This is a genomic window from Streptomyces sp. NPDC102360 (assembly GCF_044766085.1).
In the GTDB taxonomy this organism is placed as follows: Bacteria; Actinomycetota; Actinomycetes; order Streptomycetales; family Streptomycetaceae; genus Streptomyces.
This window is the reverse complement of sequence record NZ_JBIWLG010000023.1, coordinates 46,386-69,942: the sequence shown is the minus strand read 5'-3', so window position 1 is coordinate 69,942 and position 23,557 is coordinate 46,386. Positions and strand designations below refer to the sequence as shown.

Genomic DNA, 23,557 nt, shown 5'->3' with positions numbered 1-23,557 from the left:
AGCCCCGCCGGCGTTTGAGGCGCGGGGTCCGGGGCGGAGCCCCGATCTTTTGAGCCCCGGGGCGCACCCCACCCACCCGTGAACCCGCGGAGCGCAACGCGGCCCGCCGACGGGGGAAGTTCGGCGGGCCGCGGTCGTACCGAATTGGCTCAGTGAACGGAGTGCTCCTCCTGAGGGAACGTTCCGCCGATGACGTCCTCCGCAAACGCCTTCGCCGCGTCGGACATCACGCCCCGCAGATCCGCGTACTGCTTGACGAAGCGTGGCATCTTGCCGCCGGTCAGGCCGAGCGCGTCCGTCCAGACCAGCACCTGCGCGTCCGTACCGGCCCCCGCCCCGATGCCGACGGTCGGGATGTGCAGGGTCCGCGTCACCTCGGCCGCGAGCTCCGCCGGAACCAGCTCCAGGACGACCGCGAACGCCCCCGCGTCCTGCACGGCCTTGGCATCGCGCAGCAACTGCTGCGCCGCCTCCTCGCCGCGCCCCTGGACCCGGTAACCCTGGGTGTTGACCGACTGCGGGGTCAGGCCGATGTGGGCCATGACCGGGATCCCGGCGTCGACGAGCAGCTTGATCTGGTCGTGCGAGCGCTCGCCGCCCTCCAGCTTGACGGCGCCCACCCCCGCTTCCTTCACCAGCCGCATCGCCGAGCGGAGCGCCTGCGTCGGCCCTTCCTGGTAGGACCCGAAGGGCAGATCGCCGACGATCATGGCGCGGGACGTGCCGCGTACCACCGCCGCCGACAGCATCACCATCTGGTCCACCGTCACCGGCACCGTCGTCTCGTACCCGAGGTGGCAGTTGCCCGCCGAGTCGCCGACCAGCATCACGGGGATGCCCGCCTCGTCGAAGACCGACGCCGTCATCGCGTCGTACGCGGTGAGCATGGGCCACTTCTCGCCCCGCTCCTTGGCGAGGCCGATGTCCCGGACCGAGACCCGCCGCGAACCCTTGCCCCCGTACAGCACGGTGGGCTTCTGGGCGTTCCGCGCGCTCTGGTCGCTGGATGCGCTCTGGTCGTTCGGTGTGTTCTGGGCAGCCGAAAGCTCTGTGGGTTGCGTCATCGCAACGGCTCCTTCATGTCGTCTCGAGGCGCCCTGACGGCGTCCCCGGATCGCCTCCATGGTGGCACCGCGTGCCGCTCCCGCGCCAGGCCCCCCGCATCCGGTAAAGCCTCGGCAAGGCTTTCCGTGAGACTTCCGATACGAGACGGTCCCGTATTGAAATGGGTCTAGGGTCGTTCCCATGACCACTCCCGTTCCCGAGTCCGTGCACCGCCGTCGCTGGGTGATCCTCGGCGTGCTCATGCTGAGCCTGCTGATCGTCGTCCTCGACAACTCGATCCTGAACGTCGCGATCAAGACGATCTCGACCCCCGAGCCCATCGGCATCGGGGCCTCGCAGAGCGAGCTCGAGTGGGCCATCAACGCGTACACGCTCGTCTTCGCGGGCCTGCTGTTCACGGCCGGACTGCTCGGCGACCGCATCGGGCGCAAGAAGGTCCTCATCGGCGGTCTCGTCGTCTTCGGCATCGGCTCCGCGCTCGCCGCCGAGTCCGGTACGCCGGTCCAGCTCATCGCGTTCCGCGCGGTGATGGGCCTCGGCGCCGCCTTCGTCATGCCGGCCACGCTCGCCGTCCTGATGAACGTCTTCGAGCGGGACGAGCAGCCGAAGGCCATCGGCATCTGGGCGGGCGGCGTGGGGCTCGCCATCGCGATCGGGCCGATCACCGGCGGACTGCTCCTCGACCACTTCTGGTGGGGCTCGGTCTTCCTCGTGAACGTGCCGATCGTGATCATCGCCGTGGTGCTGATGCTCGCGCTCGTGCCGGACTCCAGGGACCCGAAGCCCGGACGCGTCGACCTCGTCGGCGTCGTGCTGTCCATCGTCGGTCTCGTGCTGCTCGTCTACGGGATCATCAAGGGCGGCGACAAGGGCGACTTCACCAGCCCCCAGGTACTGGCCACCATCGCGGCAGGCCTCGCCGTCCTGGTCGCGTTCGTGCTGTACGAGAAGCGCAGCGACCACCCGTCGTTCGACATCGACTACTTCAAGAACAAGGTGTTCTCGGCGGCCATGGCCGGCATCGCGCTCGTCTTCTTCGCGATGATGGGTGTCACGTTCTTCGCGTCCTTCTACATCCAGAGCGTGCGCGGCTACTCGCCGTTGCAGACCGGTGCGTTCCTGCTGCCGCTCGCCGCCGCCCAGCTGATCTTCGCGCCGCGCGCCCGGCTCGTCGTCGACAGGCTCGGCGTCCGCGTCACCACGACCGGAGGCCTGGTGCTGCTCGCGGCCATGCTCGCCGCGTTCACGCTGCTCGACGAGGACAGCCCGATGTGGATCATGGAGGTCATCTTCTTCTTCATGGGCACGGGCATGGCCCACGTCATGACGCCGACCAGCGTCGTGATCATGCAGTCGCTGCCGCGCGAGAAGGCGGGTTCGGCCTCCGCGCTGAGTAATACGTTCCGCCAGGTCGGCGGCGCGCTCGGCATCGCCGTGCTCGGCTCGGTGCTGTCCACGGCGTACAAGAACGGGATCGAGGACAAGCTGATCCCGCTGCCCGCCGGTCTGCGCGACGCCGCGGGCGCGTCCATCGAGGCCACGCTCGGCGTCGCCGAGAAGCTCGGTTCGCGCGGCGAGGCCCTGGCCGGTGCGGCCAACGACTCCTTCGTGCACGCCATGCACATCACCGCGCTGTGCGGTGCGGGCGTCGCCGTGCTCAGCGCCGTCCTCACCGGCCTGTTCCTGCCGCGCAAGCCCAAGGACCCGCCGGCCGAGCAGAGCGGTGAGCAGCAGGAGAAGGTCGGCGCGGGCCACTGACCCGGCACTGACCTGCTGGTTGAGAGAATGCGCCGGGGTCGGCCACAGCGGCGGGGCCCGGGGCGCGGTGAAAGGCGGAGCGCGGTGGACGCGGGCACGGAACAGGCCGAGGGGCAGACGCGGCGGCGAAGGACTCCCGGTTCCCCGGCGCCCTCCGCCCCCGCGCGCGGTCGTCCGCGCAGCGAGGCCGTCGAGCAGGCGATCATCGAGGGCGTCATCGAACTCCTCGAACAGGGTGTGCCGCTCACCGAGTTGTCCATCGAGCGGATCGCCCGCACCGCCGGCGTCGGCAAGGCCACCATCTACCGGCGCTGGAGCGGCAAGGAAGCGCTCTTCGTCGACGTCGTCGCCTCCATCGAGGAACCGGACTCGGAACTGCCCGGCATCTCGATGCGCGACGACCTCGTCCGGATCCTCGAGCACATGCGCAGGCGCGGCCTCAGCATGCGCACATCCGCCCTGCTGCACAACGTCCTCGCGCAGATGAAGACCCTGCCCAGGCTCTGGGACGCGTACCACGAGCTCGTCGTGGAGCCCAGGCGGCGCGCGACGCACGACGTGGTGCGGCGCGGGGTCGCCGACGGGGAGCTGCCGGCCGGCACGGATGTCGAGTTCGCGGCGGATCTGTTCACCGGGCCGATGCTGCTGCGCACGGTCATGCGCTCCGACGCGCCGCTGGCGGAGGACCTGGCGGAGCGGATCGTCGACACGGTGCTGGCGGGGCTGCGGCCCCCTTCGAGCCACTCAAGCCCCTGCGGCGATTGAGCAGGCGGCTCCCGGGCCGAACCCCGGGGCTCCGCCCCGGACCCCGCTGGCTCTCGTTCGAACGGCGGGGCTTGATCGGGCTTGATCGTGGGAACCTCGGGCACCACTCCGTACGTCTCCGTGAGGAGAAAGCCGCTGCTCATCGCCTAGGGTTTGGGCGGAGGGCAGCGGGCACGGCAGGCAGTGAGGCGACGACGGCATGGCGCAGGCGTACAAGGGCGGCGAGGGCAGCGGAACCGGGACCACGGGACCGGGAGCCGGGCTCCGGCGTCAGGGCGGCCGACCGCTGGGCGACCGCGGTTACTGGCGGCGCGGCATCGTCCTCGCGGTGCTCGCGATCCTGCTCGCGCTCGTCATGCTGCTGCACGCGCAGATCCCCAACACCGTCGGCAACCTCGGCTCCCTGACCGAGACGTTCCTGCCGTGGCTCGGCGTCTTCATTCCGGTGCTGCTCGTCCTGGGCCTCGTACGGAAGTCGGCGACCGCGGTGATCGCGGTGCTGGCCCCGGCGATCGTCTGGTTCAACCTGTTCGGCGGGCTGCTCACCGACAAGACGGGCAGCGGCGGTGATCTGACCGTCGTCACGCACAACGTCAACGCGGAGAACTCCGACCCGGCCGGCACGGCGAAGGACGTCGCCGGGTCTGGCGCGCAGGTCATCGCCCTGGAAGAGGTGACGGCACAGGCGCTGCCGACGTACCGGGAGGCGCTCGCGGACGCCTACCCGTACCACACGGTCCAGGGCACGGTCGGGCTGTGGAGCAAGTACCCGCTCTCGGACGCCAAGGCCGTCGACATCAAGCTGGGCTGGAAGCGGGCGCTGCGCGCGACCGTCGCGACGCCGCAGGGCAAGGTCGCGGTGTACGTCGCCCACCTGCCGTCGGTGCGCGTGAAGCTCGACTCCGGGTTCACCGCCAGCCAGCGCGACAAGAGCGCGGACGCGCTCGGCGAGGCGATCAGCGACGAGCCGCTCGGCAAGGTCGTGCTCCTCGGTGATCTGAACGGCACCATGAACGACCGCGCCCTGAACGGCGTCACCGCGCAGATGCGGTCCACGCAGGGGGCGGCGGGCAGCGGCTTCGGGTTCAGCTGGCCGGCCGCGTTCCCGATGGCGCGCATCGACCAGATCATGGTCAAGGGTGTGGAACCGGTCACGTCGTGGACGCTGCCGAGGACCGGGAGCGACCATCTGCCGATCGCGGCGAAGGTCGACGTGTGACGGCAGACGGTTCACCGCTCGTCACGGAGTCTTAACCTCACGGAACGGTCGCGGAACAGTCGATGGGCGAGACTTTGTTCCGCAAGTAAACTTACGTACTCCACACTTTGCGTTCCTACGCGCCGCTACCCGAAAGTTCCCTCATGCCCCTCGCCCTGCTCGCGCTCGCCGTGGGCGCCTTCGGCATCGGCACGACCGAGTTCGTCATCATGGGCCTGCTGCCCAACGTCGCCGACGACCTGCACATATCGATCCCGGCCGCCGGACATCTGGTCTCCGCGTACGCGCTCGGCGTGGTCATCGGCGCGCCGCTGCTCGCCGCGGTCACGGCGCGGATGCCGCGCCGCCGCGTCCTCATCGGCCTGATGGCGCTGTTCGTCGTCGGCAACGCGGTCTCGGCGGCGGCCCCCGACTACCACTCGCTCATGCTCGCGCGCTTCGTCAGCGGGTTGCCGCACGGAGCGTTCTTCGGCGTCGGCGCGGTGGTGGCGACGTCCCTCGTCGCGCCGGAACGCAAGGCCCGCTCGGTCTCGCTCATGTTCCTCGGCCTGACCATCGCCAACGTCGTCGGCGTGCCCGCCGCGACGGCGATGGGGCAGCAGCTGGGCTGGCGTGCCACCTTCCTCGCGGTCAGCGCGATCGGGCTCGTCGCGATCGCGGCGCTGCTGGCGCTGGTCCCCGCGGACCACGGTCACGGCGAGACGGCCGCGGGTCTGCGGGGCGAACTGCGCGCCCTGAAGTCGCTCCCGGTCTGGCTCGCGCTCGGCACGACGGTCGCCGGTTTCGGCGCGCTCTTCGCCGCGTACAGCTACATCACGCCGATGCTCACCGACGCGGCGGGCTTCGCGGACGCGTCCGTCACCCTGCTCCTCGCCCTCTTCGGCGTCGGCGCCACCATCGGCAACCTCATGGGCGGCCGCCTCGCGGACCACTCCCTGCGCCGCACGCTCTTCGGCGGCCTGACGTCGCTGGCCGTGGTCCTCGCCCTCTTCCCGCTCCTCATGCGCGCGGAGTGGAGTGCGGCCCTCGCCGTCTTCCTCCTCGGCATGGCGGCGTTCACGACGGGCTCCCCGCTCCAGCTGATCGTGATGGAGAAGGCCTCCGCGGCCCCCTCCCTCGCCTCGTCCGCGAACCAGGCGGCCTTCAACCTGGCCAACGCCGGCGGCGCCTGGATCGGCGGCCTCGCGCTCGCCGCGGGCTTCGGAGTGACGTCCCCGGCACTCACGGGCGCGGCCCTGGCCGTACTCGGTGTGGGCGTCGCCTCGGTCGCCTACGCGGTGGACCGGGGCCGCGGCACGGCGACCCCGGGCCGCTTGGTCGCCTCGCACGTCCCGGCGGAACAGGAGACGGTGCGGCGCTGACCCCCTGGACGAGGGCGGGGCACACGCGTGCGCCCCGCCCTCCGCGGTGCGGTCAGCCCCGGTAGCCCAGGACTGTCATCATTCCCGCCTCCGAGTGGTACACGTTGTGGCAGTGGATCATCCACAGGCCGGGGTTGTCCGCGTCGAAGTCGGCCGTCACCGTGGCGTTCGGGAGGACGATCGCGGTGTCCTTGCGGGGGCCGCCCGCCGCGTTCGCCAGGGAGAACGTGTGGCCGTGCAGGTGGACCGGGTGCCACATCGACGTCGAGTTGGCGAAGACCAGGCGGACCCGTTCACCCGCCCGCACCGGATACCGCTGATCCGCGTCGTACGGCTTCTTGTTGAACGCCCAGTCGTACTTGGCCATCCCGCCGGTCAGTTGGAGCTTGATGGTGCGGTCCGGCTTGCGGGACTCCAGCGCGACCGAGTCGTCCGCGCGGAGCCTGTCCGCCGTGAGCAGGCGGCCGTCCAACTCCTTGGGGCGGGCCGAAGCGGTCGGCGCCGCACCCGAACCCGTACGCAGCACCGCCATCCCCGACGCCTTCTTGCCCTCCGCGAGCGCCGTCAGCGGGAACACCCCGTCGCCCGCCGTGACCAGCACGTCGTACCGCTCGCCCATCCCGAGCAGCAGCGCCTCCGTCTTCGCGTGGCGCACCGGGAAGCCGTCCGTGTGCGTCACCGTCATCTCGTGGCCGCCGAGCGCGACGCGGAACGCCGTGTCGCCGCCCGCGTTGATGAAACGGATCCGGATGCGGTCGCCGGGGCGGGCCTTGAACGACGAAGGGGCCTGTGGCGTACGGCCGTTGACCAGGTAGTGCGGGTATTTCACGTCACCAGCGTCGCCGCCCAGCAGATCGCTCTTCGCGCCCATCATCATGCGGGACGGACCAGCCGGTTTCTCCTCCGTACGCATGGACATGCCTTCCATCCCCGGCATGTCGTGGCCGGAGTGACCGCCGTCCGAACCACCGGAACCGCCCCCGTGGTCCATCCCCTTGCGGAGCTCCTTGAGCACCGCGTCCGGCGTCGAACCGGCCACCCCGTCGACCCAGTCGTCGAGGACGACCACCCACTCCTTGTCGTAGGAGAGCGGCTCCTTCGGGTCCTCCACGATCAGCGGCGCGTACAGGCCGCGGTCCTGCTGCGTACCGGAGTGCGGGTGGAACCAGTACGTGCCGGGGTGCGCCACCTTGAAGCGGTACGTGAAGTCGGCGCCCGGCGCGACGGACTTCTGGGTCAGGCCCGGTACGCCGTCCATGTCGTTGCGCAGCGCGATGCCGTGCCAGTGCATCGACGTGGGCTCGGGGAGGTGGTTGGCGAGCGTGAGGCCGAGCGTGTCGCCGGCTGTGACCCGGACCTCCTTGCCGGGCAGGTCGCCGCCGTACGACCAGGACTTGACGGTGCGCCCGCCCAGGTCGAGCCGGGTAGCGGCGGCCGTGAGCCGGACCTCGCGGACCCGGCCGTCGGCGCCGCGCCTCTTCTCGGCGGCGGCGACCTCCTTGCCGGCCGGGTCGATGTAGCCGCCGGGCGCGGCGCCGGAGCCGCCGTGGCCGCCATGGCCCGACGACGAACCGGACGAACCGGAACAGGCGGCCAGCGCTCCCGTACCCGCCACGGCGATCGCCGCGCCGAGCACGGTGCGACGAGTGGTGGCGCGCGGAGTTTCCTTGCGCATGCGTGTGTACCTCGCTGTCGATGAAGCTGCGGTGAAGGTGAATTCAGGCGTGCGAAATCGCGCGCAGGCCTAAATGCGCAGCACTGACAGTCGAGAAAGGAGTCTTCGGGGCGGGGGAGGGTTCGGACGCTGGGCGAACACCAGGCCCCGGGCGCGCGGCCCCGGCGCCACCGCCGTGAGCAACGGGCGCAGCACCGCCGCCGTCAGCAGCACGAGCAACGTGAACGAGCCGAGCACGGCCAGACACACGTTCAGCGGGTCCATGCCGCCGTGGCCGGGGGAGTCGGGGCGCTCGTGAACGGTGGCGGTGGTGCCGTGCGGGGCGCCGTGCCCGGCCATCGCGGCGTGCGCGCTCGGCATCGGCATCGCCCCGTCGTGCCCCGACCCATGCCCCGTCGGATGCCCCAACGTGTGCATCCCCACGACCCCGAGAAGCAGCGCCGCGAACAGCAGCATCCGCTGCCACCGCCCGGTGCCGCTCCGCGTCCTCGCCATGCCCCGCACCTTACCCCCGCCCGGTATCCGGCGACGTGCGGCCTCCCCGCCCTGCGTCGATCATGAGCCCATGACGACTGCGGACAATTCGGGGAGACCAGGGAAAAGAGATCAGATCGCGGGAGACGACGGCAACCGTCGCCAGTTCATTTCCTGGGTCACCCTCGGCCTGATGACCACGGCCTCCGTCGCCAGCCTGCGGCCCTCGCCCTCCATGGCGCTGTACGGACTCGCCGCGATCTTCCTCTACCTCCTCCCGGCCGTCGTCTTCCTGCTGCCGACCGCCCTCGTCGGCGCCGAACTGGCCTCCGGCTGGACCGGCGGCATCTACCGCTGGGTCAGCGAGGCGCTCGGCAAGCCGCTCGGGTTCATCGCCGTGTGGTGCCAGTTCGCCATGACCATCGCGTACTACCCGAGCCTGCTCGCCTACGTGGCGTCCACCTTCGCGTACGTCATCCACCCGAGCCTCGCCGAGAACGGCCTGTACGTCGCGATCTGCATCGTCGTCCTGTACTGGGCGGGTGTGTACGTGAGTTCGCGCGGGACGAAGACCATCGCCGGCCTGTCATCCCTCGGGCTCGTCATCGGCACGCTCATTCCGGGTGTCGTGCTCGTCGTGCTCGGGATCGTCTTCCTCGGGCAGGGCAATCCGTCCGCCGCCCCCATGGACGGGAGCCACTGGCTGCCGCCGTGGACGGGCCTCGCCAGCCTCGTGCTCATCGTCAACAACTTCCTGTCCTACGCGGGCATGGAGATGAACGGTGTGCACGTGTCCTCGCTGCGCAGCCCGCGCGCCGAGTACCCGCGTTCGATCTTCCTCGCCACCGGCCTCGTACTCCTGATCTTCATCCTCCCGGCCCTCGCGATCAGCTGGGTCATGCCGGCGAAGCAACTCAGCTTGACCGCAGGGCTCATGCAGGCGTTCCAGGCGTTCTTCGACCACTTCGGGGTGGGCTGGATGACGCGGATCGTCGGCGTGATGCTGGTGTGCGCGGCGCTCGGCGGGATGCTGACGTGGCTGGCCGGTCCCGCGAAGGGGCTCGTGCTCCTCTCCCGCCAGGAGGGGTATCTGCCGCCGTTCCTGCAGAAGTTCAACAAGTACGGCGTCCCGCAGAACGTGATGATCGCGCAGGGGGTTCTCACCACGCTCATCGGCGTGCTGTACGCCTTCAGCGACAACGTCTCCAGTCAGTACTGGATGTTCTCCGTCATCACGATCCAGATCTATCTGGTCGCGTATCTGCTGATGTTCGTGGCCGTGGTGCGGTTGCGGCGCTCGCAGCCGGACGTGCCGCGCGGCTTCGTCGTCCCGGCGGTCACCGCCGTCGCGGGAGTCGGGTTCGTGGCCTCGGTCCTCGCGCTGGTGATCGGCTTCGTACCGCCGGACCAGTACGACACCGGGCCGCTGTGGCGGTATCTGCTGATCGTCGGCGGCGGGCTGCTCGTGCTCGGCGTCGCGGCGCCGGTCGCGTTCCTCAAGTTCCGCAAGCCGAGCTGGATCCACCCGGACCACCGGGACGCCTGAGGCCCTGGTGGCCCGGGTGAGCGCCCACCCGGGCCACCAGGTGTCATCGGGTCAGCGGCGGTACGAGTTCACGTAACCCGGAGCCGGCGAGCCGACCCCCGTCACGTCGTCGTAGCCCCTGACGGCCTTCAGGGAGGCGTCCTTGCCGAGGCTGCGCACCGAGGTGAGCAGGCCCTCGGAGGAGTCGTAGCTGTTGGCGTAGTCGACGCGGACCACGGCGAGGTCCTTGCCGGTGGGCTTGTCGACCACGTCGTGGTACTTCGCCGAGCCGTACCGCTCGTAGATCGCCGGGTTCGCGAAGCCGAGCGGCTTGCCGCCGCCCGTCTGCTGCGCGAGCGCCTGCACACCCGCGACGACCGGTGCGGCGAGCGAGGTGCCGCCGATGCGGTACTCGTCGTAGCCGAGCGAGCCATCGGGCAGGGTCTGCGTCTGGCCGACCAGGAAGCCGGTGTTCGGGTCCGCGATGGCGGAGATGTCAGGGACGACACGGTTCTTGCCGCCGTTGGCACCGGCCAGCGCGTCCGGCACGACGCCCTTCTGGTAGTCGGGCTGCGCGACCGTCTTGCTGGTGCCGCCGCCCGCGCCCGAGGTGTACGCGCCCGGGAAGTCGGTCCAACTCTTGCTGTCCGCCGCCAAGTTGGACTTCAGGGTGCCCCAGCCGGTCTCCCACTGGTAGCGGTCACCCTTGCCGACGGCGAGGGAGGTGCCGCCCACGGCCGTCACCCACGCCGAGTTGGCAGGCGTGTCGACCTGCTTCGTACCCGTCGACGCGACGTTGTCGCCGTTGTCGCCGGAGGAGAAGTAGAAGCCGATGCCCTCGACGGCGCCCAGCTGGAACACCTGGTCGTAGGCGGCGGCCAGCTCGGGCGTCTGGTTGGCCTCGATGTCGCCCCAGGAGTTGGAGACGATGTCGGCCAGGTGGTTGTCGACGACCTTGCCGAGCGAGTCGAGGAGATCGTCGTCGTAGCAGGAGGCCGCGCCCACGTACGTGATGTCGGCGGCCGGGGCCGTCGCGTGCACGGCTTCGACGTCGAGGGTCTCCTCGCCGTACCAGCCGGCCGCGTCGCACTCCTTGGTCTTCGTGTACTTCTTCGGCAGCACCTGCTTCAGCTGCCCGGTGTTGTAGCCCGCGTCCCCGTGCTTCTTCGCGTACGTCGCCGCGTCCTTGGCGATGGTCGGCGAGGCGTACGCGTCGGTGATCGCGACCTTCGCGCCCTTGCCGGTCGCCTTCCCCGCGCCGTACGCGGCACGCAGCTGCTTGCCGGTGTAGCCCTTCGGGGCGTACGGGACCTTGCCGCCGTACGCGTCCGGGAGCGTGCTCGCGGTCTTGGAGCCGTAGTACGTGGAGAACGGTCCCGCGTTGCGGAACACGGCACTCGGCGGCGGCAGCTGGTCCTGCTTCGCCGCCTTGTGCGGGGCGCTGTCGAGGCCGGTGACCGTGAGCACGGCGCCGTCGAGGGAGGCGGGCACGGAGGCGGCGGCGGACGGGGCGCGGTAGGTGTGCCCGCCCTTGGTGTAGTCGTGCAGCTGCGTGCCGAAGGCCTTCTCGGTGGCGGCCACGTCGCCCGACACGGAGAGGTAGTGCGCGGTGGAGCCGGTCACGGTCAGGCCTGCGGACTTCAGCCAGGCCGTGACCTCGGCTATCTGCTCCTTCGTCGCGCCGAAGCGGCTGCGCGCCTCTTTGGCGCTCAGATACTTCTGGTACGTGGCCGACGACGGGTCGGCCACGGCCTTCGCGTACGCGGCGAGGCCCTTCGCGTCCCGGCCCGCCAGGTAGACGCGCGCGGAGACCTTGCCGCCGTCCGCCGTGTCGCCCTTGTCGGCGGAGCCGGTGGCCCACAGCGGCCTGGTGCCGGAGAGGGTGTCGCGGCTCGGCTGGGCGTGGGCGGGCGCGGCGAGGGCGAGGGCGCCGGCCAGCAGCGGAAGGGTGGCCGCGATGCTCAGGCCTGCCCGGGTGCGGCGTGCGCCGCGGTTGGATCTCATGTGGAACCCCCCTGGATAGAGGTGCTGAGAGCACGGTGCCGGGGGCACGGTGCCGATGTGCATGTGTAATGCACACGCAGAGAGGCCCACTCTTGCCAACAACCATTCACGCGGGGGAAATGAGACGATCAAGAAGGCGTCAAGTCGGCTCAACTCCGGTCGGGATAGGTTGATTTGGGCGCATCGGTGGCGCGGTGGAACCGGTCGTGCGATGCCCGCGTCGGTCATCCGGCGGCACGGCCCGTAGGGCGAGCACTATGACGCCGAGGGCTTCGGCAGGCACTATGAACACATCACCGGCCGAACAGTGACGATCAAGGTCGGCAACGCGTCGGAAACCGGCGTGTGGTGGGATGTGTCCAGGCCCTCTGGACGGCATGGGAGCAGTAGGCCTGACCAGCAAGGATGGGTGGAAGCGAGAGATGGACAAGCAGCAGGAGTTCGTGCTCCGTACCCTGGAGGAGCGCGACATCCGGTTCGTACGTCTGTGGTTCACGGACGTGCTGGGCTTCCTCAAGTCGGTGGCCGTGGCCCCGGCCGAGCTGGAACAGGCGTTTGACGAGGGCATCGGCTTCGACGGCTCGGCGATCGAGGGCTTCGCCCGCGTCTACGAGTCCGACATGATCGCCAAGCCGGACCCGGGCACGTTCCAGGTCCTGCCGTGGCGCGCGGAGGCCCCCGGTACGGCGCGGATGTTCTGCGACATCCTGATGCCCGACGGTTCGCCGTCCTTCGCCGACCCGCGCTACGTCCTGAAGCGGGCCCTGGCCAAGACCTCCGACCTCGGCTTCACCTTCTACACCCACCCCGAGATCGAGTTCTTCCTGCTCAAGGACAAGCCGCTGGACGGCACCCGCCCGGTGCCCGCCGACACCTCCGGCTACTTCGACCACACGCCGCAGAACGTGGGCATGGACTTCCGCCGGCAGGCGATCACGATGCTCGAGTCGATGGGCATCTCGGTCGAGTTCAGCCACCACGAGGGCGCGCCGGGCCAGCAGGAGATCGACCTCCGGTACGCGGACGCGCTCTCCACGGCGGACAACATCATGACGTTCCGCCTGGTCATGAAGCAGGTGGCGCTGGAACAAGGAGTCCAGGCCACCTTCATGCCCAAGCCGTTCTCGGAACACCCGGGCAGCGGCATGCACACGCACCTGTCCCTCTTCGAGGGCGACCGGAACGCGTTCTACGAGTCGGGCGCCGAGTACCAGCTGTCCAAGGTGGGCCGTTCCTTCATCGCGGGCCTGCTGCGCCACGCGGCGGAGATCTCCGCGGTCACCAACCAGTGGGTCAACTCCTACAAGCGCATCTGGGGTGGCTCGGAGCGCACGGCGGGCGCCGGCGGCGAGGCCCCGTCCTACATCTGCTGGGGCCACAACAACCGCTCGGCTCTCATCCGCGTCCCGATGTACAAGCCCGGCAAGACGGGCTCGGCCCGCGTCGAGGTCCGCTCCATCGACTCCGGCGCCAACCCGTACCTCACGTACGCGGTCCTCCTGGCGGCGGGCCTCAAGGGCATCGAAGAGGGCTACGAACTCCCTCCGGGTGCCGACGACGACGTCTGGGCCCTCTCCGACGCGGAACGCCGCGCGATGGGCATCGAGCCCCTCCCGCAGAACCTCGGCGAGGCGATCACCCTGATGGAACGCTCCGAACTGGTCGCGGAAACCCTCGGCGAGCACGTCTACGACTTCTTCCTGCGCAACAAGAAGCAGGAGTGGGAGGAGTACCGCTCGGAGGTCACGGCGTTCGAGCTGAGGAAGAACTTGCCGGTGCTGTAGGCGCAGGTCGGAGCGGTTTCGCACCGCACCAGGCTTCCAGGGCCGCCGGTCTGTGACCGGCGGCCCTGTTGTGCGTGGTGGGGGCTGGGCTGCACGGCATCGTGCTGGCTGAAACGGTGCTGCTCTCAGTGGTTGCACCCTTACGCCGTGTCAGTGGTCCGTGCTGTCATATGACTGGAGCAGGGGCGCGCCAACGCAGCTGACCTGAGGGGGAGTTCGGTCATGGGGGCACGGGGCGAGGGGTATGTGGATGGCGGAGTGAGGGCGCGGCCGGCGGTTGTGTTGCGGTGAGCGGTCGGCGCACGGCTCGGCGACCGGCGCGGCGTACGGCTCGGCGGCGGGTGAGGCGTCGACCCAGGAAGCAGGACGGGCGGATTGCCCTTCTGGGCTGTGGTGTCGTCGGGGTGGTCGCCGCTGTGCGGTGGGTGATCGGGCACTGGTGGCTGCTCGTCCTCATCGCCGTGATCGCCTCGGCCGTGGGCGGCCTCTGGTTCCAGCGGGGCCGGCAGCGGGCCGAGTGGCAACGGGTCCGCGCCCGGTCGCTACGGCTGCGTATCGCGGAGATGGACGCGCTGGATCACCGGGCGTTCGAGTTCGCCGTCCGGGACCTGATGCGTCGGGACGGCTGTACGGCCGAGCGGATCGGTGGCGCCGGCGACGACGCCTGTGACGTACGGGCCACCGATCCGGCCGGTCGTATCTGGGCGGTCCAGTGCAAGCACCGCCGCGACGGGGACCGTGGCCCGGCCGTCGGTGTGGGGGTGCTGCAGCAGGTCAACGGCACGGCCCGGCAGGTCCACGGGGCGGATGTCGCGGTCGTGCTCACCAACGGGCGGTTCTCCTCGAAGGCCGTCCCGTGGGGCCGGGAGCACCGCATTCACCTCGTCGACCGGCGCGTACTGGGCGAGTGGGCCGCAAGCTGCCGCCCGCTCTGGGAGCTACTCGATCGCATCCCGCCATCACGGCGACCGACGGCACGGTCCTGACCAGAAGGGGAGTTGGGCCAAGTGATCTTGACGCTCAACGTGGCGTTGCTGCTGGCCGTGATCATCTACTTCCGCATAGGCCGGTTGGGTCGGTTCCAGAGCAAGGCCAGTCAGTGGACGAACGTGTTCATCGTGCTGGTGCTCGGTGTGCTCATCGCGCCGACCGAGTTCGGACAGGCGATTCTCGCCGTTCTGGGCAACGTCGTGCAGAGCATCTCGGCCTCGGCCGGCCCATGAGGCCTACAACGCGTCCCGCAGCGGCACAGCCGCGCGTTTGCGGTATTCCTGGATGGCCCAGCCGTTGCCGTCCGGGTCCGTGAAGTACATGAAGGTGCCGCCGTCGTCGGGGGCGTACTGGACCGGTTCCGAGACGTCCAGGCCGCGGGCGCGGAGCTCCTCGTGGGCCGCCTTGATGTCGGTGACGACCAGTTGCAGGCCGTGGTACGTGCCGGGGGCCGCCGTGCCCGTCGGGCTCGGGAGGCCGACGGCGAGGGCGATCGAGCAGCCGGAGCCCGGCGGTGTGAGCTGGACGACGCGGGCGCCCGGCATCACCTCGCGGTCGACGTCACAGCGGAAACCGGCCTTGTCGACGTAGAAGGCCTTCGCGCGGTCGATGTCCGAGACCGGGAGGGGGATTACTTCGAGGGTCATCTCCATGGGGAAAAGATAGGGGCGAACGGTCGGTTCCGGGCCCGTGGTGCCGGTGGTGCTCACCCGAATCGCCAGCGCGTCTGCGTGAACTCCTCGCCCTTGCCGAAGCCGAAGACCGTGCGCGGCGGCACCGCGTAGACCAGGGACGGCCCCTCCTGGCCCTGGAACGCCCCGTCGGCGCGGACCTCGAAGTGCCAGGCCGGGCCGTACTTCTCCTCCCAGGCCTTGGCGAGGGCGTGCAGGCGCTCCGAGTCCGTGACCCGCGCCGCCCGCCCCTCGACCACCACGTCGAAGCCCGCCGCCCAGGCGTTCGTGCCGGTGGTGAGGGCGACCTCCGGGTTCTCCGCGAGGTTGAGCGACTTGCGTTCGCGGTCACCGGAGGTGAAGTGCAGGGCTCCGTCCTGCCAGAGGGCGAGGAGAGGGGTGACGTGGGGGCGTCCGTCGGGGCGGACCGTGGAGATCCAGAACAGTTCGGCGCCGGTCAGCAGCCGCTCGGCCGCCGCCCACGGAGTGGGCCCGGCGCCGGGGGAGCTGTAGCGCGGGTCGATCGACGTGTGCGGGGTGTCGGGGTGGTTGTGGTGCGGCATCGAGGGCGTCCCTTCGTCGTACGTGGCCACTCGTACACAGGTGGGGACCTCCCGCGGCCGCACAACTCATCGGTGCGGCCCGGAGCGCAGTAGGCTCAAGGCCACCGTTGATCGAACAGGAGGCCGGGCGATGATGTCGGTGCCGCACGAAGGGGGACGGTGGACGGGCGGCCGCAGGAGCAGCACCTTTACCCGGCTGCTGCGACTCGGCTTCACCGATCCGTCCACCGCCGAGCGACTGCTCGACGACCCCGCCCTGTCCGCCGTGCGCTCCGACCCGCTGCTCCTGGACGCGCTGGGCGCAGCCGCCGACCCGGATCTGGCACTCCTCGGCCTCGTCAGGCTGGTCGAGGCGCAGGAGGACGAGACGGCGCGGCGCGAGCTGCTCGACACGCTCGTCGCGGCGAAGCCCCTGCGCGACCGGCTGCTCGGTGTCCTCGGTTCCTCCGAGGCGCTCGCCGACCACCTCGCCCGGCACTCGAAGGACTGGCGGGCCCTGGTCACGTACGAGTCGAACGATCTGCACCCCGGTGTGGAGGAGTTCGAGCAGGGGCTCGCCGACGCCACCGACGAGTCGTCGCTGCGCGTCGCCTACCGGCGCTGCCTGCTCTCCATCGCCGCCCGCGACGTGTGCGGCACGACCGACATCACCCAGACCGCCGCCGAACTCGCCGACCTGGCGACGGCGACGCTGCGCGCGGCCCTCGCCATCGCCCGCACCGCGTCCCCCGCCGACGCCGCGCTCTGCCGGCTCGCCGTGATCGCGATGGGCAAGTGCGGTGGCCATGAGCTGAATTACATCTCCGACGTCGACGTCATTTTCGTCGGGGAGCCCGCCGACGGATCCGCCGACGAGGGCAAGGCGATCCAGGCAGCCACCCGGCTCGCCTCGCACATGATGCGGATCTGCTCCGATACGACCGTCGAGGGCACCATCTGGCCCGTCGACGCCAATCTGCGTCCCGAGGGGCGCAACGGGCCGCTCGTCCGGACGCTGTCCTCGCACCTCGCCTACTACCAGCGCTGGGCCAAGACCTGGGAGTTCCAGGCGCTGCTCAAGGCCCGCCCGGTCGCGGGCGACCCGGACCTCGGCGAGGAGTACGTCGCGGCCGTGTCGCCGATGGTGTGGCAGGTGTCCGAGCGGGACAACTTCGTGCCCGACGTGCAGAAGATGCGCAAGCGGGTCGTCGCGAACATCCCCGTCGGTGACGTGGACCGCGAGCTGAAGCTCGGACCCGGCGGCCTGCGCGACGTCGAATTCGCCGTGCAGCTGCTGCAGTTGGTGCATGGGCGCTCGGACACCGCGCTGCGCAGCGGGACGACCCTGAAGGCGCTCGCCGCGCTCGCCGACGGCGGATACGTGGGCCGCGTCGACTCCGTGCAGCTCGACGACGCCTACCGGTTCCTGCGCACGCTCGAACACCGCATCCAGCTCTACAAGTTGAGGCGCACCCACATGGTGCCCGAGGACGATGCCGACCTGCGCCGCATCGGCCGCTCGATGGGCATGCGCACGGAACCCATCACGGACCTCAAGCGGGCCTGGCGGCGGCACACGTCCGTCGTCCGCCGCCTGCACGAGAAGCTGTTCTACCGGCCGCTGCTCGACGCCGTCGCCCAACTGGCCCCCGGCGAGACCAGGTTGCGTGCCGACGCGGCCCGCGAGCGGCTCGTCGCGCTCGGCTACGCCGACCCGAGCGCCGCGATGCGCCACCTGGAGGCGCTGGCCTCCGGGGTCAGCCGCAAGGCCGCCATCCAGCGGACGCTGCTCCCGGTGCTGCTCGGCTGGTTCGCGGACTCCGCCGACCCGGACGCGGGGCTCCTCAACTTCCGCAAGGTGTCCGACGCGTTGGGCAAGACGCCCTGGTACCTGCGGCTACTGCGCGACGAAGGTGCGGCGGCCGAGAACCTCGCGCGGATCCTGTCGGCCGGCCGCCTCGCCCCCGACCTCCTGATGCGCGCCCCCGAAGCGGTGGCGCTGCTCGGCGACGAGCGGGGCCTGGAGCCGCGCGGGCACGCCCAGTTGGAACAGGAGGCGATCGCGGCGGTGCGGCGGGCGGACGGCGCCGAGCAGGCGGTCGCCTCGGCGCGCGCGGTGCGCCGCCGCGAGCTGCTGCGCACGGTGGCCGCAGACGTCATCGCCTCGTACGGCACCGAGGACACGCCCGCGGTCGCCGACCAGGGCGCGCTGGTGGACCAAGTGGGTTCCGCCGTATCGGACTTGACGGCCGCAACCCTCGGCGGGACGTTGCGGGCCGTGGTCCGTGAGGGCTGGGGTGACACCCTGCCCACCCGCTTCGCCATCATCGCCATGGGCCGCTTCGGCGGGCATGAGCTGAGCTACGGCTCCGACGCCGACGTGCTGTTCGTGCACGAGCCCCGTGCGGGCGTCGACGACCACGAGGCGGCGCGGGCCGCCAACAAGGTCGTCTCCGAGATGCGCCGACTGCTCGCCCTGCCGAGCGGGGATCCGCCGCTGCTCATCGACGCGGACCTGCGCCCCGAGGGCAAGTCGGGCCCGCTGGTGCGCACGCTCAAGTCCTACGAGGCGTACTACCGCCGCTGGTCCCTGGTGTGGGAGTCGCAGGCGCTGCTGCGGGCCCAACCCGTGGCCGGTGACGAGGAGTTGAGCCGCGCGTTCATCGATCTGATCGACCCGCTGCGCTATCCCGCGGAAGGCCTCGGCGACGATGCCGTACTGGAGATCCGCCGCCTCAAGGCCCGCATGGAGTCGGAGCGGCTGCCGCGCGGCGCCGACCCCACGCTCCACACCAAGCTGGGCCGCGGGGGCCTGTCCGACGTCGAGTGGACGGTGCAGCTGCTCCAGCTGCGGCACGGCTGGGTGGAACCGGGCCTGCGCACCACCCGTACCCGCGAGGCCCTCGCCGCCGCGTGTGCCGCCGAGCTGATCCCCGCCGAGGACGCGGCGATCCTCGACGAGGCGTGGGTCCTTGCCACGCGCGTGCGCAACGCGGTGATGCTGGTGCGCGGCAGGCCTGGCGACACGTTCCCCTCGGACGGGCGTGAACTCGGCGCCGTGGGCCGGTACTTGGGGTACGACCCCGGCCACGTGGGCGACATGCTGGACGACTACCGCCGCACCACGCGCCGCGCGCGAGCGGTGATGGAGGAGCGGTTCTACGGGGGGTGACCCGATCAAGCCCCTGCGGCGTTTGAGCAGCGGGGTCCGGGGCGGAGCCCCGTGGCGTGGAGGGGGCGGGGCCTCACGTAGCGCCTGCCCGGCGCCGGGGTGCCGCCTTGCCCACCCTGCCGCCCCTGGCGGCGGATTGCCCAAGGCGGCGGCCACCCGGCGTTACGCGACCTTCGCCGATGTCGTGTTCGCCAGCCACGGCAGACCGGAGGGCCCCCGGTGGGCCGCGGCCGTCCGCTCGTCGCCGGAGGCGTGTTCGCGGTGGAGCGCGCCGAAGGGGTGGGCGTCGTCGCCCGGAGCCGCCACCTTCGCGCCCGCCGAGCCCTTGCGTACCGTTGCCGTTGTCCTTGCCATGAAACCGACGATCCCCCCGGCCGGGCCCCGACGGCAGATGCCATCGGTCGTGAACGCGCGGGACGAAAGTCCCAAAGCCCTACACGGGCCCTACAGGGGCCCTACGCGTCGAGCAGCACCCGGCAACGCGCGACGAACCCGGTGAGCGCCAGCTCGAACGCCGCGTCCGTGCGGCCCTCGGGCCCGGCGGCCAGGGCCCGTTCGAGCAGCGGGGTCCGCCCCTCCTCCGTCGGCTCCCACATGGCGTCGGGCGCCGCCATGTCGAGCGCCGAGCCGAGCACCATGTTGTCCAGGGCGATGATCACCGGCATCACGTCGGGCAGCGCGAACCCGGCGTCGAGCAGCAGCGCCACCCCCAGCTCGTACTGGGCGAGGACCCGGGGCGCCCGGACCGGGTGGGTCGTCAGGAGCGGGATCGCCTTGGGGTGCGCGGCGAACGCGGCGCGGTAGGAGCGGGCCCATCCGGCGATCGCCTCGTCCCACGGGAGGCCCGAGGTCAGCGGCGTCTCGTCGATCGCCGAGCAGATCCGCTCGCGCAGCAGCTCCACGATGCCGTCGCGGCCGTCCACGTGGTGGTAGAGCGAGCCAGTCTGCACGCCCAGGTCGCGCGCCACCTGCGGGACGCTGAACTCGCCGTTCTCGTCGACGATGGCGAGCGCCGCCGTGGTGATCCGCTCCCGGTCGAGGAGGGGTGTACGCGGCCGCCCCATTCCGGTTCCTCCTCCGTGGCTGCAGTCGGCTGCGGAAATCGGGTCTTCCCGTATGCCCAACGGGAGGCTACATTGCGGAAACCAAAAGCCTTTAGATTTATGCCCGTCCGCAGTGCGGGCCTGCCGCCAGAAGGGCTTCCTTCCGCATGCCCGAGACCCCCTCGAAGACGAAGACCGAGACGAAGACCGAGACGAAGACCGCGACGAAGACCGGGAACGCGGCGCCGAGCACGCCACCCGGTCTGCGCACCGGCACCCTCGGCACATCGGACATCGCGTTCTTCGTGATCTCCGCCGCCGCCCCGCTCACCGTCATGGCGGGCGTCGCGCCCATCGCCATCTCCCTCGGCGGCGTCGGAGCACCCGCTGGCTACCTGCTCGCCGGCATCACCCTCGCCGTCTTCGCCGTCGGCTTCACCGCGATGAGCCGCCACGTCACCGGCGGCGGCGCCTTCTACTCGTACATCGCGCAGGGCCTCGGCAAACCAGCCGGAATCGGGGCGGCGCTGCTCGCGATGGTCGGCTACAACGGCATGGAGATCGGCGTCTACGGGCTCCTCGGCTCCGCCACGCAGGACACCGTCCACGCCCTGTTCGGCGCGGACGTGCCCTGGCTCCCGGTCTCCCTCGTGGGCCTGGTCCTGATCTGGTACGGCGGTTTCCGCTCGATCGACTTCGGCGCCAAGCTGCTCGGCGTCCTGCTGGTCGCGGAGACGGGCATCCTGATCCTGCTCGCCGGCGGGGTGCTCCTCAAGGGCGGCGCGCACGGCCTGTCCCTGGCCTCCTTCGCGCCCGGCAACGTCCTCGTGCCCGGCACGGCCGCCGTACTCGCCTTCGCGTTCGCCGCGTTCACCGGCTTCGAGTCGACCGTCATCTACCGGCGTGAGGCCCGCGACCCGGACCGTACGGTGCCGCGCGCCACGTACATCGCGGTCGCCTTCCTCGGCCTCTTCTACGCCTTCACCGTCTGGATCGCCATCCAGTCCTTCGGCGACGCGGCCGTCGTCAGGGCCGCGGGCGACGACCCGGCGAACCTGTTCTTCACCGCGATCACCACCTTCGTCGGCGGCTGGGCGGCGGACCTGATGCACGTCTTCATCGTCACCAGCGTCATCGCCTCGCTGCTCGCCTTCCACAACGCGATCAACCGGTACGCGCTCGCTCTCGCCGACGAGGGCGTCCTGCCGCGTGCCGTCGCCCGCATCCACCCCAAGCACCGTTCCCCCTACGTCGCCGGGCTCGCGCAGACCGTGCTCGGCACGGTCGTCGTGCTCGGGTTCTGGGCGGCGGGCGCGGACCCGTACGACCAGCTCCTGCTATGGGTCAACACCCCCGGAATGCTGGGCCTGATGGCCCTCCAGCTCCTCGCGGCGCTCGCCGTGCCGTTCTTCTTCCGGCGGATCACGCACCAGGAGGGTGTGGTGCGGACGGTCGTGGCGCCCGTCGCCGCGACGCTGCTCCTGGCCGTCGCGATCGGGTTGGTCGCCACGCACGTCGACCTCTTCACGGGGGCGTCCCCCTTGGTCAACTGGATCCTCCTGGCGGTCGCTCCCGCGGTCTTCGTGCTGGGCCTCGGCCTGGCGTGGCGGCTACGGCGTTCCCGCCCGGCCACGTATGAACGGTTCGGCCAGTAACGGGCCTACGCCACGGGGCTCCGCCCCGGACCCCGCGCCTCAATCGCCGGCGGGGCTGAAAGACCGGGGCTCCGCCCCGGCCCCCGCTGCTCAATCGCCGCAGGGGCTTGATTTGCCGACGTAGTCGGCACCTTCAGGGGCGCGGGGCTGAGTCCATATGCGGCTCCGCCGCGGGGCGCGAACCGGACCACAGCAGCACCGCACCCGCCGACGCGACCGAGACGACCAGAAACGGAGCGAACCGCACCGATGCCATCCGCCGACCTCCTCCTCACCAACACCCACATCCGCACCCTCGACCCCGCCCAGCCGGAGGCAACCGCTCTGGCGGTGGCCGGAGGCCGTATCGTCGCGGTCGGTGACACGCACGACCTCGTACGGGACTGGCAGGGACCGCGCACCGAACGGCTCGACCTCGTCGGCGCGCATGTCGTGCCAGGCCTCGTCGACTCCCACAGTCACCCCGTCTGGGGCCTGGAAATGGCGACCGGCGTCGACCTCAGCGGCGTGAGTGACCTGGACGGACTCCGCGCCGCCCTGCGCACGGCAGAACGGCTCGGCGGATGGGTCGTCGGGTGGGGGCTCGACCACAACGCCTTCGAGGGGCGGACCATCCACCGCGAACTCGTCGAGGACGTGCTCGGCGGCGCACCCGCCTTCCTGCGGCTGTACGACGGCCACTCCGCGCTGGTCAGCGGCCCCGCGCTCGACGCCGCGAGGATCACAGGACCGCGCTCCTTCGACCAGCGGGCCGAGATCGTCTGCGACGGCGACGGGCGGCCCACCGGATACCTCGTCGAGCACGCCGCCATGGACCTCGTGTACGAGGTCGCGCCCCGGGCCTCGGATCAGGACCGCCGCGCCGGACTCGTCGAGCTGCTGAGCACCATGGCCGCCACCGGTCTCACCGGGGCCCATGTGATGGACGGCTCGGGGCTCGATCTGCTCGCCGCCGTGGAGGAGGACGCCGAGCTGCCGCTGCGGCTCACCGTCTCGCCCTGGTGCATGCCGGGCGTCGACCGGGCCGGGCTCGACGAGCTCGTCGCACTGCAGAAGCGGGGCGGGCGCCGCTGGCGGGTCGGAGGCGTCAAGTTCTTCATGGACGGCACCGTCGAGGGCGGCACCGCCTGGCTGGAGCACGCCGACTGCCACGGGCAGGGGACGGACGCGTTCTGGCCGGACCCGGCCGCGTACAGCGAAGCCGTACGGCACCTGCACGCGGCCGGCGTACGCACCGCGACGCACGCCATCGGCGACGCCGCCGTCCGGCACGCCCTCGACACCATCGAGGCGCTCGGGGAGAGCGGCCGGAACGCGCACCGGATCGAGCACATCGAGTCCGTGCCCGACGACACGGTCCCGCGGTTCGCCGCGCTCGGCGTCGCCGCGTCGATGCAGCCGCCGCACACCGCGTACACGAAGGGCGACCACAGCGACGAGTGGTCCAAGCGGCTCGGTGACGCGCGCGCCGCCCGCGCCTGGCGCACCCGTGACCTGCGGGACGCGGGCGCCGTGCTCGCGCTCGGCTCGGACTGGCCCATCGCCCACTACGACGCCCGGAAGGTGCTCGCCATGGCGCGCGTGCCGGAGGGGGCCGCGGGTCCCGCGCAGGGGCTCACCGGCCTCGAAGCGCTGGAGGGTGTCACCTCGCACGCGGCGATCGCCGCAGGTCAGGCGGCGGAAGGCGGCCGGATCGCGGTCGGACTGCGCGCCGACCTCACCGTGTTCGGCCTCGACCCGGTCACGGCCCCCGCGGACGAGGTCGCCGAGACCCCCGTCGTCCTCACCGTGACGGACGGCCGGATCACGCACCGGGAAGCCTGAGACGGAAGGGGCGGCACCGTACGGTGCCGC

Annotated in this window: 19 protein-coding genes; 11 read left to right on the top strand and 8 right to left on the bottom strand. The window is 71.0% G+C overall.

What is annotated here, in order from left to right:
* Window positions 1-149: 149 nt before the first annotated feature.
* Window positions 150-1,064 (bottom strand): 3-methyl-2-oxobutanoate hydroxymethyltransferase, encoded by a 915-nt coding sequence (panB, locus tag ACIRHA_RS42370; RefSeq protein WP_403857298.1) that lies wholly within the window; start codon window positions 1,062-1,064, stop codon window positions 150-152.
* A gap of 181 nt (window positions 1,065-1,245) precedes the next feature.
* Between panB and ACIRHA_RS42365 the strand changes: the two genes are divergently transcribed.
* From ACIRHA_RS42365 to ACIRHA_RS42350, 4 genes are all read left to right on the top strand, one after another.
* Entirely contained in the window at window positions 1,246-2,823 is a 1,578-nt protein-coding gene (locus tag ACIRHA_RS42365) for an MFS transporter (RefSeq protein WP_403857295.1), read from the top strand.
* Window positions 2,824-2,907: 84 nt separating this feature from the next.
* Window positions 2,908-3,588: a TetR/AcrR family transcriptional regulator gene (locus tag ACIRHA_RS42360; RefSeq protein WP_403857292.1), complete on the top strand. Its 681-nt coding sequence runs from the start codon at window positions 2,908-2,910 to the stop codon at window positions 3,586-3,588.
* Window positions 3,589-3,787: 199 nt separating this feature from the next.
* The gene (locus ACIRHA_RS42355) at window positions 3,788-4,807 is read left to right on the top strand and encodes an endonuclease/exonuclease/phosphatase family protein (protein WP_403857289.1); all 1,020 of its coding nucleotides are present in this window, start codon (window positions 3,788-3,790) and stop codon (window positions 4,805-4,807) included.
* A 143-nt stretch (window positions 4,808-4,950) separates the two neighbouring features.
* Window positions 4,951-6,168 (top strand): MFS transporter, encoded by a 1,218-nt coding sequence (locus ACIRHA_RS42350; protein ID WP_403857286.1) that lies wholly within the window; start codon window positions 4,951-4,953, stop codon window positions 6,166-6,168.
* 52 nt (window positions 6,169-6,220) lie between these two features.
* On the opposite strand, the gene ACIRHA_RS42345 is transcribed toward ACIRHA_RS42350, so the two are convergent.
* Window positions 6,221-7,843, bottom strand: a complete 1,623-nt coding sequence (locus ACIRHA_RS42345) for a multicopper oxidase family protein (protein ID WP_403857283.1) — start codon at window positions 7,841-7,843, stop codon at window positions 6,221-6,223.
* Between the two features lie 69 nt (window positions 7,844-7,912).
* Window positions 7,913-8,338, bottom strand: a complete 426-nt coding sequence (locus ACIRHA_RS42340; protein WP_403857280.1) for a DUF6153 family protein — start codon at window positions 8,336-8,338, stop codon at window positions 7,913-7,915.
* Window positions 8,339-8,408: 70 nt separating this feature from the next.
* Here ACIRHA_RS42340 and ACIRHA_RS42335 point away from each other — a divergent pair, with 70 nt between their 5' ends.
* Window positions 8,409-9,863: an APC family permease gene (locus ACIRHA_RS42335; RefSeq protein ID WP_403857277.1), complete on the top strand. Its 1,455-nt coding sequence runs from the start codon at window positions 8,409-8,411 to the stop codon at window positions 9,861-9,863.
* A 51-nt stretch (window positions 9,864-9,914) separates the two neighbouring features.
* On the opposite strand, the gene ACIRHA_RS42330 is transcribed toward ACIRHA_RS42335, so the two are convergent.
* Window positions 9,915-11,846 (bottom strand): protease pro-enzyme activation domain-containing protein, encoded by a 1,932-nt coding sequence (locus ACIRHA_RS42330; protein ID WP_403857274.1) that lies wholly within the window; start codon window positions 11,844-11,846, stop codon window positions 9,915-9,917.
* Between the two features lie 422 nt (window positions 11,847-12,268).
* On the opposite strand from ACIRHA_RS42330, the gene ACIRHA_RS42325 reads away from it, so the two are divergent.
* The 3 genes from ACIRHA_RS42325 to ACIRHA_RS42315 all read left to right on the top strand — a co-directional run bounded on the left by ACIRHA_RS42325 (window position 12,269) and on the right by ACIRHA_RS42315 (window position 14,853).
* A complete protein-coding gene (locus ACIRHA_RS42325) occupies window positions 12,269-13,630 on the top strand; it encodes a glutamine synthetase family protein (protein ID WP_403857271.1) in 1,362 nt (453 codons plus the stop codon).
* Between the two features lie 404 nt (window positions 13,631-14,034).
* Window positions 14,035-14,616: a restriction endonuclease gene (locus tag ACIRHA_RS42320; RefSeq protein ID WP_403857268.1), complete on the top strand. Its 582-nt coding sequence runs from the start codon at window positions 14,035-14,037 to the stop codon at window positions 14,614-14,616.
* Between the two features lie 21 nt (window positions 14,617-14,637).
* On the top strand, window positions 14,638-14,853 hold the full coding sequence (locus tag ACIRHA_RS42315) for a hypothetical protein (protein WP_403857265.1): 216 nt from the start codon (window positions 14,638-14,640) through the stop codon (window positions 14,851-14,853).
* 3 nt (window positions 14,854-14,856) lie between these two features.
* Here ACIRHA_RS42315 and ACIRHA_RS42310 read toward each other — a convergent pair whose 3' ends face one another.
* Both ACIRHA_RS42310 and ACIRHA_RS42305 read right to left on the bottom strand, forming a co-directional pair.
* Complete coding sequence (locus ACIRHA_RS42310) at window positions 14,857-15,273, bottom strand: VOC family protein (protein ID WP_403857262.1); 417 nt, start codon at window positions 15,271-15,273, stop codon at window positions 14,857-14,859.
* Window positions 15,274-15,326: 53 nt separating this feature from the next.
* Window positions 15,327-15,854: a pyridoxamine 5'-phosphate oxidase family protein gene (locus tag ACIRHA_RS42305; protein ID WP_403857259.1), complete on the bottom strand. Its 528-nt coding sequence runs from the start codon at window positions 15,852-15,854 to the stop codon at window positions 15,327-15,329.
* Window positions 15,855-15,984: 130 nt separating this feature from the next.
* Between ACIRHA_RS42305 and ACIRHA_RS42300 the strand changes: the two genes are divergently transcribed.
* The gene (locus ACIRHA_RS42300) at window positions 15,985-19,005 is read left to right on the top strand and encodes a bifunctional [glutamine synthetase] adenylyltransferase/[glutamine synthetase]-adenylyl-L-tyrosine phosphorylase (protein ID WP_403857256.1); all 3,021 of its coding nucleotides are present in this window, start codon (window positions 15,985-15,987) and stop codon (window positions 19,003-19,005) included.
* A gap of 162 nt (window positions 19,006-19,167) precedes the next feature.
* Here ACIRHA_RS42300 and ACIRHA_RS42295 read toward each other — a convergent pair whose 3' ends face one another.
* On the bottom strand, window positions 19,168-19,359 hold the full coding sequence (locus ACIRHA_RS42295) for a hypothetical protein (protein ID WP_403857253.1): 192 nt from the start codon (window positions 19,357-19,359) through the stop codon (window positions 19,168-19,170).
* A gap of 101 nt (window positions 19,360-19,460) precedes the next feature.
* Entirely contained in the window at window positions 19,461-20,069 is a 609-nt protein-coding gene (locus ACIRHA_RS42290; RefSeq protein ID WP_403857250.1) for a TetR/AcrR family transcriptional regulator, read from the bottom strand.
* A 146-nt stretch (window positions 20,070-20,215) separates the two neighbouring features.
* On the opposite strand from ACIRHA_RS42290, the gene ACIRHA_RS42285 reads away from it, so the two are divergent.
* Both ACIRHA_RS42285 and ACIRHA_RS42280 read left to right on the top strand, forming a co-directional pair.
* Complete coding sequence (locus tag ACIRHA_RS42285) at window positions 20,216-21,703, top strand: APC family permease (RefSeq protein WP_403857248.1); 1,488 nt, start codon at window positions 20,216-20,218, stop codon at window positions 21,701-21,703.
* A 249-nt stretch (window positions 21,704-21,952) separates the two neighbouring features.
* Window positions 21,953-23,527, top strand: coding sequence for an amidohydrolase (locus tag ACIRHA_RS42280; RefSeq protein ID WP_403857245.1), 1,575 nt, complete (start codon window positions 21,953-21,955; stop codon window positions 23,525-23,527).
* Window positions 23,528-23,557 lie beyond the last annotated feature (30 nt).